Annotated in this window: 9 protein-coding genes; 4 read left to right on the top strand and 5 right to left on the bottom strand. The window is 64.9% G+C overall.

All coding sequences use genetic code 11. The annotated features are described in order from the left end of the window. Positions 1 to 255 precede the first annotated feature (255 nt). Complete coding sequence (gene prpR / locus PQQ53_RS34655; RefSeq protein ID WP_408329177.1) at positions 256 to 2,247, top strand: propionate catabolism operon regulatory protein PrpR; 1,992 nt, start codon at positions 256 to 258, stop codon at positions 2,245 to 2,247. 174 nt (positions 2,248 to 2,421) lie between these two features. Here prpR and PQQ53_RS34650 read toward each other — a convergent pair whose 3' ends face one another. Continuing rightward, positions 2,422 to 3,351: a LysR substrate-binding domain-containing protein gene (locus PQQ53_RS34650; RefSeq protein ID WP_408329174.1), complete on the bottom strand. Its 930-nt coding sequence runs from the start codon at positions 3,349 to 3,351 to the stop codon at positions 2,422 to 2,424. 146 nt (positions 3,352 to 3,497) lie between these two features. Between PQQ53_RS34650 and PQQ53_RS34645 the strand changes: the two genes are divergently transcribed. The 3 genes from PQQ53_RS34645 (at position 3,498) to PQQ53_RS34635 (ending at position 6,960) form a co-directional block, all read left to right on the top strand. Further along, on the top strand, positions 3,498 to 4,580 hold the full coding sequence (locus PQQ53_RS34645) for a tartrate dehydrogenase (protein ID WP_408150773.1): 1,083 nt from the start codon (positions 3,498 to 3,500) through the stop codon (positions 4,578 to 4,580). Positions 4,581 to 5,047: 467 nt separating this feature from the next. Then, positions 5,048 to 6,406 carry an MFS transporter gene (locus PQQ53_RS34640; protein WP_408150775.1) on the top strand — a complete coding sequence of 453 codons (1,359 nt, stop codon included), beginning with the start codon at positions 5,048 to 5,050 and terminating at the stop codon, positions 6,404 to 6,406. 227 nt (positions 6,407 to 6,633) lie between these two features. Further along, the gene (locus tag PQQ53_RS34635) at positions 6,634 to 6,960 is read left to right on the top strand and encodes a hypothetical protein (protein WP_408150777.1); all 327 of its coding nucleotides are present in this window, start codon (positions 6,634 to 6,636) and stop codon (positions 6,958 to 6,960) included. 122 nt (positions 6,961 to 7,082) lie between these two features. On the opposite strand, the gene PQQ53_RS34630 is transcribed toward PQQ53_RS34635, so the two are convergent. The 4 genes from PQQ53_RS34630 to PQQ53_RS34615 form a co-directional block, all read right to left on the bottom strand. Next, positions 7,083 to 8,240, bottom strand: coding sequence for a glycoside hydrolase family 53 protein (locus tag PQQ53_RS34630; protein WP_408329171.1), 1,158 nt, complete (start codon positions 8,238 to 8,240; stop codon positions 7,083 to 7,085). Positions 8,241 to 8,382: 142 nt separating this feature from the next. Next, positions 8,383 to 10,347, bottom strand: a complete 1,965-nt coding sequence (locus tag PQQ53_RS34625) for a beta-galactosidase (RefSeq protein ID WP_408329168.1) — start codon at positions 10,345 to 10,347, stop codon at positions 8,383 to 8,385. A 54-nt stretch (positions 10,348 to 10,401) separates the two neighbouring features. Next, a complete protein-coding gene (locus tag PQQ53_RS34620) occupies positions 10,402 to 11,253 on the bottom strand; it encodes a carbohydrate ABC transporter permease (RefSeq protein ID WP_121320857.1) in 852 nt (283 codons plus the stop codon). 42 nt (positions 11,254 to 11,295) lie between these two features. Beyond that, positions 11,296 to 12,201 (bottom strand): carbohydrate ABC transporter permease, encoded by a 906-nt coding sequence (locus PQQ53_RS34615; RefSeq protein ID WP_408150784.1) that lies wholly within the window; start codon positions 12,199 to 12,201, stop codon positions 11,296 to 11,298. Between the last annotated feature and the right edge of the window lie 87 nt (positions 12,202 to 12,288).

The following is a 12,288-nucleotide window of genomic DNA, read 5'->3' as shown; positions in this document are numbered from 1 at the left end:
TGCGCCTGTGTTCGGCGTGCTGTTGTCTGCTTCACTCATCAGTTGTCTCCAGAAGGCATGGTGGGGCTTTTTGACTGGCATCCTTAAACGCAAAGAACGGGCCAGCCGTGATATCGCGTGCTAAGTGCCTGATTTAAAGGAAGACAGCCGCCGCACCGCCCCGCCGACCTATTTCACAAGTGAAATCGCCATTTCAGTTTGGGAATGGGTACGCGCATAATAGACAGCCTCCCCAAGCCTGCCGCGAGCCACCCCGTGAGCACACCTCTTTTCGAACCGTCCCCCCGCCCGCGCATCTGGGCGCTCAGCATCAGCCGCCTGCGCGATCTGTTCTTCGACATCGCCGGCGAATACGTCGAGCGCGCGGACCTGCGCATCGTCTCGCACGGCTTCGAAGACGCCGTGCGGGAGATCGAAAGCGCAGGCGCGGGTCGTCCCGATGTCGTGATCGCGGGCGGCTCGAACGGCGCGTATCTGAAAACGCGCGTGTCGGTGCCGGTCGTGCGGATCAACCCGACCGGCTTCGACGTGATGCACGCGCTCGCGCGGGCGCGGCGCGACGGCGCCCGGGTCGCGCTCGTCACGCACGGCGAAACGCCCGACGAAATACGGCGCTTCACGGCCGCCTACGCGCTCGACATCACGTTCGCGTCATATCAATCCGTGCAGGACGCGGAGAGCGTCGTGCTCGACCTGAGCGATCGCGGCATCGACGTCGTGGTCGGCCCCGGCCTCGTCACCGATCTCGCTGCGAATGCCGGGATGGGCGCGGTGTTTCTCTATTCGCGCGCGTCGGTGCGCGCGGGCTTCGACACCGCACTCGAAGTCGCGCAGGCCACGCGCCGCGAAACCGTGCGCCGTCAACGGCTCGACAATCTGCTGCAACATCTGCGCGACGGCGTCGTCGCGCTCGATGCGCAAGGCCGCGTCGAAGTGATGAATCAGCGTCTTGCCAGCGTGCTCGGCATCGATGCGGCGAAAGCCGCGGGCCGCGCGCTGCTCGAGCTTGCGCCCGATCTCGCCGGCAGTCTGCCCGACGCCGACGGCGACAGTTTCTGCACGGTGCGCGGCGCGAGCTATGTCGTGCATCGCGGGCCGCTCGCCAGCACCAGCACGGCGGCGGGCACCGTGCTGACGTTTCAGGAATCGCGTGCGGTCGAGCGGCTCGACCGCACGTTGCGCGCGCGGCAGCGCGTGCAGCAGTTCACCGCGCGTTACCGGCTCGACGACATCGTCGGCGCGTCGGAATCGATCGAACGGGTGCGCTCGCTCGTGCGGCGCTATGCGAGATCGGACGCGACCGTGCTGATTCTCGGCGAAAGCGGCACCGGCAAGGAGATGGTCGCGCAGAGCATGCATCACTTGAGCGCGCGGCGTGACTTCGCCTTCGTCGCGATCAATTGCGGCGCGTTTCCCGAGGCATTGCTGGAGAGCGAGCTGTTCGGCTACGAAGAAGGGGCGTTCACCGGCGCGCGCAAGGGCGGCAAGGCGGGGCTCATCGAAGTCGCGCATCGCGGCACGCTGTTTCTCGATGAGATTGGCGAAATGCCGCTGTCGTTGCAGAGCCGCCTGTTGCGTGTGCTGCAGGAGCGCGAGGTCGTGCGGCTCGGCTCGACGGAGCCGACGCGCGTCGATATCCGGGTCGTCGCGGCGACGCATCGCGCGCTGACCGAGGGCGTCGAAACGGGCAGCTTTCGCGCCGATCTCTACTACCGGCTCAACATCCTGAGCATCGCGCTGCCGCCGCTGCGCGAGCGGCCGAACGATCTGTTGCCGCTCGCCGCCGAATTGCTGCGCCAGGCCGCGGCGCGTGAACCGAGGCTCGCGGCGCGCGTGCCCGACGTGGTGACGGCAGAGCGTGTGCTTGCCGGGCTCGGTGGATCGTTGCGGCGTTATGCATGGCCGGGCAACGTGCGTGAATTGCAGAACGTGATCGAACGGATCGCGGTCGAACTCGCGGATGTGGACATCGGCGCGGAGACGGACACGAGCGCGGGTGCACAAGCCGACAGCGCCACCGTCGTCACCCGCGAGATGCTGCGCACCGTCGCGCCTGAAATCGTCGAAGCCCACGCGCGCCCGGCGAAGCCCGCCGCGCTCACGCTGCGCGAACGCAGCCGTCATGTGGAAGCCGATCAGATCCGCGCCGCGCTCGCGGCCCACGACGGCGATCGCGACGCGGTCTGCGACGCGCTCGGCATCAGCAAGACGACGCTGTGGCGCAAGCTGAATGCGGCGGCCCGGTAGCGCACGCGTTGCGCCATCAGACGCCCGCTTCGCGCTGCAGGATCACTGCGACATGGCGCAGCGCGTCCCACGAAAACTTTCGCGACCGGCGCCGAGTTGAACGTGCCACTCACTTCGCGGCCGAGGCCCGCTGCGCCGGTCCCTTTGCAAAACACGCCCGCCCCTCCGAAGCGGCTAAACCTGCTCAGCCGCCTCCACCGCTCCCCAGTGCGCGAACTCCTCGCTCAGGAAATCCACGCACACCCTGACCTTCGCCGACTGCGCGAGCCGCGCCGGATAAACCGCCCACAGATTCGCCGGCTGCGTGACCTCGGGCAACACCTGGCGCAACTGCCCGCTCTCGAGCAGCGGCCGCACGTCCCACATCGAGCGCAACACGATGCCGCGACCGGCGAGCGCCCATTGCACCGCGACCTCGCCGTGATTGGTCGACAGCGGCCCGGTCACCTTGATCGACGCCGCTTCGCCGCGCACCGTGAGGCGCCACAGACCGAACAGATGGTCGCGCTCCTTGATCGCGAGACACGCGTGCGCGGACAGATCCGCAAGCTGCCGCGGCGCCCCATGCCGCGCGAGATAATCGGGCGACGCGCACAGCACGCGGTGATTCGACGCGAGCCGCCGCGCGATCAGATGCGGCGCGATCTCGTCGCCGAGGCGGATATCGAGGTCGAAACCTTCGCCGCCCACGTCGACGAGACGATCGAACAGATCGAGCCGCACGCTCAATTGCGGATAACGTTCGGAGAAGCGCGCCAGCGCGGGCGCGATAAAACGGCGGCCAAAGCCGAAGCTGCTGGAGATGCGCAGCTTGCCCGCCGGAATGCGGCGAGTGGTGGAGACGTCTTCGACCAGTTGCTCGACGTCGTCGAGAATTTTTTCGGCCCACGCGTAGACGCGCTCGCCCGCCTCGGTAATCGCGACGCGGCGCGTGGACCGGTGCAGGAGCCGCGTACCGAGCGTAGTCTCGAGCACGTTGATCCGCTTGCTGACGTACGCCGCCGACACCGACAGCGCCTCCGCCGCCGCGCTGAAACTGGATTTACGCGCGACTTCACAAAACACACGCAAATCGGCGAGATCGGGTGACGGGACGGCATTCATAGCGGATTGGCGGCCAATGCGTTTGTGCACGAATCGTGCACAGTGACTTAACTAAAGCCGCCATTTTAGATGCAAACGACAGGAATAGAATAAGCGCCGTTGAATCGTCGAAAGCCCCGATTGAAGCCCCAAGGAGGAGCACAAACATGTCGAAGAAATATCGGATTGCCGTCATACCCGGCGACGGCATCGGCGTCGAAGTCATGCCGGAAGCCATTCGCGTGCTGGACGCGGTGCAAAAGCGCTTCGGCATCGAGCTCGAGTATCAGCACATCGAATGGGCTAGCTGCGACTACTACGCGAAGCACGGCAAGATGATGCCGGACGACTGGAAGACCCAGTTGCAATCGGCCGATGCGATTCTGTTCGGCGCGGTGGGCTGGCCGGACACCGTGCCCGATCACATCTCGCTGTGGGGATCGCTGCTGAAGTTCCGGCGCGAATTCGACCAGTACATCAACCTGCGCCCGGCGCGCCTGTTTGCGGGCGTGCCGTCGCCGCTCGCGGGCCGCAAGGCGGGCGACATCGATTTCTGGATCGTGCGCGAGAATACCGAAGGCGAATATTCGTCGGTGGGCGGCGTGATGTTCGAGGGCACCGAGCGTGAATTCGTGCTGCAGGAATCGGTATTCACGCGGCACGGCAGCGAGCGCGTGCTGAAGTTCGCCTTCGATCTCGCCCAGCGCCGCGAGCGCAAGCAGATCACCGTCGCCACCAAGAGCAACGGCATCGCGATCAGCATGCCGTGGTGGGACAAATGCGCGGCCGGCATTGCGGCGCAGTATCCGGACGTCAAGTGGGACAAGCAGCATATCGACATTCTGTGCGCGCGCTTCGTGCTGCATCCCGACCGCTTCGACGTGGTGGTGGCGACCAACCTGTTCGGCGATATCCTCTCCGACCTCGGTCCGGCCTGTACCGGCACGATCGGCCTTGCGCCGTCGGGCAACCTGAACCCGGACCGCCAATTCCCGTCGCTGTTCGAACCGGTGCACGGCTCCGCGCCCGATATCGCCGGCCAGAACATCGCCAATCCGATCGCGATGATCTGGTCGGCCGCGATGATGCTCGACTTCCTCGGCCAGTCGAGCGGCAAGGAACGCGAAGCGCACGACGCGATTCTCGCGGCGATCGAAGCGACGCTGATCGAAGGCCCCCACACCGGCGACCTCGGCGGCAAAGCGAACACGACCGAAGTGGGCGAGGCAATCGCGGCGAAACTGGGCTGAAGCGGTCGCCTGCTTCAGGCAGTTAACGTTCAGCAATGAAGTTCTGACAATCCCTGACGGGCGCCAGTTGAAGCTCTCAAAGCGGCGCTCTCCCCTTTCCCTCCTCTGGATCCGCCGCACCGCGCGCGGGCGCCGTGGCATCCACCCTCTCCGCGCCGCCCGGCGCGGTCCCGCGAGCCGATGTGCGCTCGCAACATCTCGGGTAATCCCGCCTTGCCCCCCGTTGTCGGATTACTTACAGTGCGTGTTCGCAGAAAGAATCGCGGTTCTATATACGAACACGCCCACCAAATCAGTCATGCCACCATGGCGGCAATCGCCGGTTACGGCTTCCGGGCCGCGTGGCCGTCGTCATGCAAACGGTTTGCTGCGGCGGGGGCATCGTGCATCGCTTCCAAACGGCGTACGATCGTGAAAGAAAGGAAAGGCTCGGGTTCCACGAGCCTTTTGACAATCGGGAGACCATCATGAGCCGCAGCACTGCTGTGAACGTTCAGACATTCATCAACGAACACCCCTTCTCGCCGTTCCAGTGGCTGGTTTTTTTCATGTGCTTCATCATCGTCCTGCTGGACGGTTTTGACACGGCCGCGATTGGCTTCATCGCGCCTTCGCTGATCGGCGAATGGGGCATCGCCAAGCCGGCGCTCGCGCCGGTACTGAGCGCCGCGCTGTTCGGCCTCGCGTGCGGCGCGCTCGGCTCGGGCCCGCTATCCGACCGCCTCGGGCGGCGCGTGATGCTGCTGAGTTCCGTGCTGCTGTTCGGCGTCGCGTGCCTCGGCTCGGCCTTCTCGAGCAACATCGAACAACTGACCGCGCTGCGCTTCATCACGGGCGTCGGCCTCGGCGCGGCCATGCCGAACGCCGTGACGATGATGGGCGAGTTCTGCCCGGACCGCCGCCGCGCGACCGTGATCAACCTGATGTTCTGCGGCTTTCCGCTCGGCGCCGCATTCGGCGGTTTTCTCGCCGCATGGATGATCCCGCATTTCGGCTGGCGCAGTGTGCTGCTGCTCGGCGGCATCACGCCGCTGCTGCTGATGATCCTGCTGGTGAGCAAGATGCCGGAGTCGGTCCGCTACATGGTGGCGAACAACAAGCCGGTCGAGCGGATTCGCGCGGCGCTCTCGCGCATTTCGGGCGACGCGGTGCAGGCAAGCGCCTTCACGATGACCGAAAGCGCGCCGCAAACCGGCAGCAAGGGCCTGGGCGTGGTGCTGTCGCGCTCGTACATCATCGGCTCGGTGATGCTGTGGGTGGCCTACTTCATGGGCCTCGTGATCTTCTACGCGTCGATCAACTGGATGCCGATCCTGCTGAAGGACGCCGGGCTCACGCCGCAACGCGCGACGCTGATTTCCGCACTGTTCCCGCTCGGCGGCGTCGGCGCGGTGGTGTGCGGCGTGCTGATGGACCGCTTCAACGCGAACCGGATCATTGCGGCCTGCTATGCGCTGACCGCGGTGAGCGTCTATTTCATCGGCCAGGCGGCCGGCAACGTGGGCGCGCTGGTGTTCATCGTGTTCGTCGCGGGCGTGCTGATGAATACCGCCCAATCGTCGATGCCGGCGCTCGCCGCCGCGTTCTATCCGACCGAAGGCCGCGGCACGGGCGTCGCGTGGATGCTCGGTGTGGGCCGCTTCGGCGGAATTGCGGGTTCGTTCCTCGTGGCCGAACTGACGCGCCGCCACTTCACCTTCGGCGGCATCTTCGCGACCGTCGCGGTGGCGGGTCTGCTGTCGTGCGTGGCGCTGCTGATCAAACAGGCGGCGCGGCCGCATGTGGCGACGGCGAACACGTCGAAGGCGGAGTCGTTCGGGCATTGAACAACGCGCGCGACAAGGGCGCGCATGCCGGATCCGCTGGTTTCTCGAAGCCGCCCGCCTGGGCGGCTTTTTCATTTCCAGCGCGTGACAGCAAGCAGGCCAGGGGGTAAAAAAAGCGTGCCCCGTCACTTCCCGATAAACTACGCGGTTGTTTACCCGTGCGGCCGCCGCGCTGGCCGATGCCACCGTCGTCGCCGCACCGCTCATCTCAAGTCAGGATTCCGGTAATGAAACGCGTAGTCGTCTCCGCGCTGCTGGCGGCGTGCCTCGCGCAACCGGCCGCGCAGGCCGTTGCACAGACCGTCAACGATCAATGTTTTGCGCTCGGCGATATCGCCGGCCAGGTCGCCTCGTGGCGTGCGCACAAGAAGACCAAGGCCCAGGCGCTCGACCAGGCGGCCAAATACTATAAGGACCCGGCAGACCTGCAGGCGGTCGACGCGATCATCGAAAAGATTTTCAGCCCGGGTGCGCCGCGCATGACGCCCGACCAGGCCAGCATGGCGTTCACGTCGGAGTGTCTGAAGAAGAACGGGCAGGCACCCGCTCAGTGATGCCTGCCCTCGGCACGCGATGCGGTGCCGTGCGATATGGACGTAGGACTCACGGTCCGCGCGCCGGACGCTAACCGGCGCGCATGCCGGTGCGCATGCCGGTGCGCATGCCGGTGCGCATGCTAGCGTCGGCGAAACGCATCCAGCGACGGCAACGCGTTGCCGTGAAAATCGAACAACGTGTTGTTGTCCCACTGATCGCCCGCACCGTTCTCCCAGCCGACGTTCGGCGTCGGAATCCATTCGGGCTCCCACCAGAACACGCCTTTGCCGCGGCCGTCGGGGATCGCCTTGACGACGTCCGTCACTGCACCGAGAAACTGTGCCTGCCCCGCTGGGGTCTGCGGAAAGGTCGAGGTGCCGACGTTGGTCATCGAGTTGGGCTCGGAATCGCCGTCGCTGGTCGTCCACGGATACGCGGTCTCGACCACCATGACGTCCTTGTCGTAGCGCGCCGCCAGATCGTTCGCGTTGTTCTGCAGGTCGCTCAGCGAGCCTTGCCACTGCGGGTAGTACGACAGGCCGATCACGTCGAACGTCACGCCGCGCTGCGTCGCGCTGTCGAACCACCAGCGGCTCTTCGCGTTGTCGCCGCCGCTGTCGATATGCAGCATGACCTTGGTGCGCGGATCGACGGATTTGACCGCGTCATGCCCCGCCTTCAATAGCAGCGCGAGGTTGTCCAGCTGGTCGTACTTGCCAAGCGGCCACAGCATGCCGCCGGTGATTTCATTGCCGATCTGCACCCACTCCGGATGCACGCCGTCGCGCTTGAGCATGTTCAGCACATTCGACGTGTACTCGGACAGTAGCGCGCACGTCTGCGTGATGTCCTTGCCTTCCCACTCGTGCGGCGGATACTGCTTGCCCGGATCGGCCCACCAGTCGCTGTAGTGAAAGTCGATCAGCACGCGCAGGCCGAGCGCGGCCGCGCGGCGCGCCAGCACGCGCACGTGTTCGGCATTGTTGTAACCGGCGGCGGGACTCTGATTGGCCGGAAAATAGTTCGGATTGCCAGGATCGTTCCAGACCTTGATACGGATCGAATCGACGCCATGGCTCTTCAGAATCCGCAAACAATCGAGGCGCTCGCCATGCTCGTAAAACTTCGCACCGTTCGCTTCCAGTTCGAGCAGCGTCGAGACGTCCGCGCCCATCGCAAAGCGGCCGCCGTGCGCGGTGGATTCACCCTCGCCCGCGATGGCGGGCAGACCCACCGTCGTGCCGACACCCGCCGCAGCCGCTGATGCCAGCCATCCCAGCATTTCTCTTCGGTTCATTCGTCATCCTCCATCTATTGAATGGCGGCTCTTCTCGAGGCCGCCTGGTCCGGTGTGATGCGCCTGTGTTTCAACCTCCGGTCTTGCCACTTCTCCGACTACTCCCTCTGCCAATCCGATCCGGTCCGAACGGCACGCCAGTTCAGGCGTCTTTCCATACGCAGACATCGCCGGTGTTCAGGCGCGCCGCGCCGAGCACGAACGTCGCGTGGGACGGCGCCGGCGCCTGCACCGGCTGCTCGCCGAAATTGAATGCAAAGGTCAGGCCACCGCGCCGGCGAATGCGCAAGCCGTCGGCCAGCAGTTGCGTCTCGATGCCCGCGTCTCGCGTGGCCTGCTGCAACACCGCGCGATGCAGCGCATGCGACAGCCAGGCCGCCACATAGCGAACCTTGCCGTGTATGAGCAGCGCCGGCCACGCGTCGTCGAATTGCGCGGCGACGCGCGTCTCGGCGTTGGCCCGCACATGCTCGCGCCAATACACGGCGGTGCCCTGTGTGCCCTCGATCGACAACGCGGGCGTGAGCGTGGGCCGTAGCGACTCGACTTCGAGCACCTGCATCGGCAGCACGCGTTGCAATGCGCCGGGCGGCAGGTTGCCCGGAATCGCGAACGCGTCCGTCTTGGAGCCGCTGCGCGGGCCGAAGACCCATTGCGCGCTGCTGCGTTCGATCTGCTGCACCAGCGCGTCGTCGATCACGGCGATGCTCGGCACGACCACGAGGCGATACGCTGACAGGTCCGCGCGGCTCGCCACGATATCCACGTCGAGCCCGAGTTCGCGCAACGCCTCGTAGTAGTCGAACGCCAGCGTCTGATAGTCGAAGGTCTTGCCATGACGCTGAATCTCGAACATCCATTGCGTCTCGTAGTCGAAGACGATCGCCACGGACGCGCGCGTGGGCGCGCCGAGCGTCGAGAGCGCCGTGCACTCCGCGATTTCACGCGCCGCCTGCCGCACTTCGAGGCCGCCCGGCGAGAGTTCGTTGTTCGGCAGATTGAGCCCGGAGTGCATCTGCTCCTGCGCATACGGACACTGACGCCAGCGGAAATACGACACAAGCTCCGCGCCGTGCGCGAACGCCTCATATGCCCACAGCCGCACCATGCCCTTCGCGGGCACCGCGTTCCACAGCGCCCAGTTGACCGGCCCGGCCTGCTGCTCCATCACCCAGAAGCGTCCCTTGCCGATCGCGCGATAGCGGTCGTGGTCGAACGCGGACACGTCGGGATGCGCGGTGCGCGCGAAACGCGCCTTCTGCTCTTCCGGCAGCGCGATCGACTCGGTGCGCGCGATCGGATAGCTGTCCCATGCGGCGACATCGAGCGCGTTGTCTTCGGAGAAACGGTAGTGGTCGAAGGTCGTGAAGAAGCCCATGAAGTTGTGCAGCAGATCCGCCGTTGGCGCATGCTCGCGCAGCACCTCGATCTGCTCGCGATGGAAGCTCGCCACTTCGTCGGACATGAAGCGGCGGAAGTCGAGCAGGTGGATCGGGTTGGCGTCGGTCGGCGTGAGGTTCGGCAAGCCGATCGCGTCGAACGACGGGTACTCCATGCTCCAGAACACGTTGCCCCACACTTCGTTGAGCGACGCGACCGTTTCGTAGCGCTGCTGCAGCCATCTCTGGAAACGCCCGAGCGCCGCGGGCGAATAGCTCGGCACGGTCTCGTGACAGCCGAGTTCGTTATCGGTCTGCCACGCGACGATCGACGGATGCCGCCCGTAACGCCCAGCCATGGCAGCCACGATGCGCACGCATTCGCGCCGGTACGTTTCGCTCGATATATCGTAGTGACGGCGCGAGCCGAAATTCCAGCGCGTGCCATCGGCACGCACCGGCAACACGTCCGGATGCGCGTCGATCAGCCACTTCGGCGGCGACGCGCTCGGCGTGCCGAGCACGAGTTTCAGCCCTGCTGCTGCGAGCGTTTCGACGGCCTCGTCGAGCCATTGCCATTCGAAAACGCCCGCGCGCGGCTCCATCCGGCTCCACGCGAATTCAGCGATCCGCACGTGCGTGATGCCGAGGTCGACCATACGCTTTGCATCGTCGGCCCACATCGCGCGCGGCCATTGTTCCGGGTAGTAACAGACACCAAGTTGCATGAGAGAAGTCTCGTTATGAGTTGACGAGTAGACGGGTTGACGTCGGGCAGGTGCTCAGCCTTTGCTTGCACCGAAAGTCAGACCGGCAACGAAGTGCCGTTGCATCGCGAAGAACATCAGAACGGAGGGCAATGCGGCCAGCACCGAGCCCGCCGCGACCAGGTTCCATGCGGTCGTCCATTGCCCCTTGAGCGCGGCGACGCCCACGGTGATCGGCGCGGCCTCGTCGCCTTGCGTGAGACACAGCGCCCAGAAATAGTCGTTCCAGACGAACGTGAACACGAGGATGCCGAGCGCGGCGAGCGCGGGCCGGATCAGCGGCAGCACGATGCGCAGATAGATGGTCCATTCGCTCGCCCCTTCCACGCGTGCCGCTTCGATCATCTCGAACGGCAACTGCTTGATGAAGTTGCGCAGAAACAGCGTGCAAAAGCCGGTCTGGAACGACACGTGGAAAATCACCAGCGCCCACACGGTATTGAAGAGGCCGAATTTCAGCGCCATGTCGCGCACCGGAATCATCAGGATCTGGATCGGCACGAAGTTGCCGGCGACGAAGGCGAACAGCACCGCCGTATTGCCGGGAAAACGGTAAGTGGCCAACGCGAAGCCCGCCATCGACGCCAGCACGATCGCGCCGAGCACCGACGGCACCGTGATCAGCACGCTGTTGGCGAAGTAATGCAGCATCGGCGTTTGCGTGAGCGCCGCGCCGTAGTTTTCGAGCAGCGCGAAATGCTTCGGCCAGGTCCAGTAATCGCCTTGTGCAAGCTCGTCCGACGAACGGATCGACGTGACGAGCACGGCCAGCATCGGCAGCAGCCAGAGCAACAAGGCGAGCGGCAACGACGCCTTATAGAGCGTGCGATTGATGGGTTTCCAGCGTTCGACGGGAAGCGGATACATGACACGTAACTCCTGGCAAGCGGCAAAAAGGCAAGCGGCGAATCAGCGTTCTTCGCGCAACATGCGGCGAAGATGGAACACGATATAGACCAGCATGATCGCGAACAGCACGACGGCAATCGCCGCGGAATAGCCTTCGCGGTAGTACTTGATCGCCTGGTCGTACATGTAATAGGCGAGCACGGTGGAGCTGTCGAACGGACCGCCGCCGCTCATCACCGCGATCAGATCGAAGCTGCGCAGCGCGCCGATCACCGTCAGCACGACCGCCATGAAAGTGGCCGGGCGCAACTGCGGCAGGATCACGTGCCACAGCAGACGCAGGCCCTTCGCGCCTTCCATGCGCGCGGCTTCGACCACTTCGGGATTGATGCCCGTGAGACCGGTGAGATACAGCACCATGCAGAACGGCGTTTGCGGCCATAGCGCGGCGAAGATGATGCCGAACGTCACCGTGCGCGGATCGCCGAGCACGGGAATGCCGTGACCCACGATCAAACGCAGCAAGCCGAAGCCGGGGTCGTAGAACCAGCTGAACACGAGCCCGACCACGACGCCCGACAGCACGAAGGGCGCGAAGAACAGCGACTTCACGACACGCATGCCGCGCACGTGCTGGTTCAGATACAACGCGAACATCAGACCGAGCGGCGGCGCGAGCAGGAACAGCGCAAGCCAGATGAGGTTGTTCTTGAGCGCCGTATAGAACGTGTCCGACTGGAACAGTTCGACGTAATTGCCAAGACCCACGAAGGTCTTCGGCGTCATGCCGTCCCAGTTGTAAAAGCTGATCGAGATGCTGCTGATGATCGGGTAGACCACGCACAGACAAAACAGCAGACATCCCGGCAGCAGGAAGAAAAACGCGGCGCGGTGCTGATGACGGCGCGTCGTCGAGACGTGACGACGCCGGGCCGCCGGTAAGCGGCTCGCTGCGGAATGAGACATGGATCGAGCCTCGTCGGGAATCGAAGGCGGGCGCCCGCGGGGGGTTTACCCCCCGCGGGGGGGGGGGTTAATATATTTAATGGTGGT

This window comes from Paraburkholderia strydomiana (genome assembly GCF_046030495.1).
In the GTDB taxonomy this organism is placed as follows: domain Bacteria; phylum Pseudomonadota; class Gammaproteobacteria; order Burkholderiales; family Burkholderiaceae; genus Paraburkholderia; species Paraburkholderia strydomiana_A.
This window is presented reverse-complemented; position numbering and strand designations above follow the sequence as displayed.

What these genes read in the sequence shown, in the direction of transcription:
- PQQ53_RS34615 (WP_408150784.1), bottom strand. Translation starts at nt 12,201, where the DNA reads ATGTCTCATTCCGCAGCGAGCCGCTTACCGGCGGCCCGGCGTCGTCAC.
- PQQ53_RS34620 (WP_121320857.1), bottom strand. Translation starts at nt 11,253, where the DNA reads ATGTATCCGCTTCCCGTCGAACGCTGGAAACCCATCAATCGCACGCTC.
- PQQ53_RS34650 (WP_408329174.1), bottom strand. Translation starts at nt 3,351, where the DNA reads ATGAATGCCGTCCCGTCACCCGATCTCGCCGATTTGCGTGTGTTTTGT.
- PQQ53_RS34640 (WP_408150775.1), top strand. Translation starts at nt 5,048, where the DNA reads ATGAGCCGCAGCACTGCTGTGAACGTTCAGACATTCATCAACGAACAC.
- PQQ53_RS34645 (WP_408150773.1), top strand. Translation starts at nt 3,498, where the DNA reads ATGTCGAAGAAATATCGGATTGCCGTCATACCCGGCGACGGCATCGGC.
- PQQ53_RS34630 (WP_408329171.1), bottom strand. Translation starts at nt 8,240, where the DNA reads ATGAACCGAAGAGAAATGCTGGGATGGCTGGCATCAGCGGCTGCGGCG.
- PQQ53_RS34625 (WP_408329168.1), bottom strand. Translation starts at nt 10,347, where the DNA reads ATGCAACTTGGTGTCTGTTACTACCCGGAACAATGGCCGCGCGCGATG.
- PQQ53_RS34635 (WP_408150777.1), top strand. Translation starts at nt 6,634, where the DNA reads ATGAAACGCGTAGTCGTCTCCGCGCTGCTGGCGGCGTGCCTCGCGCAA.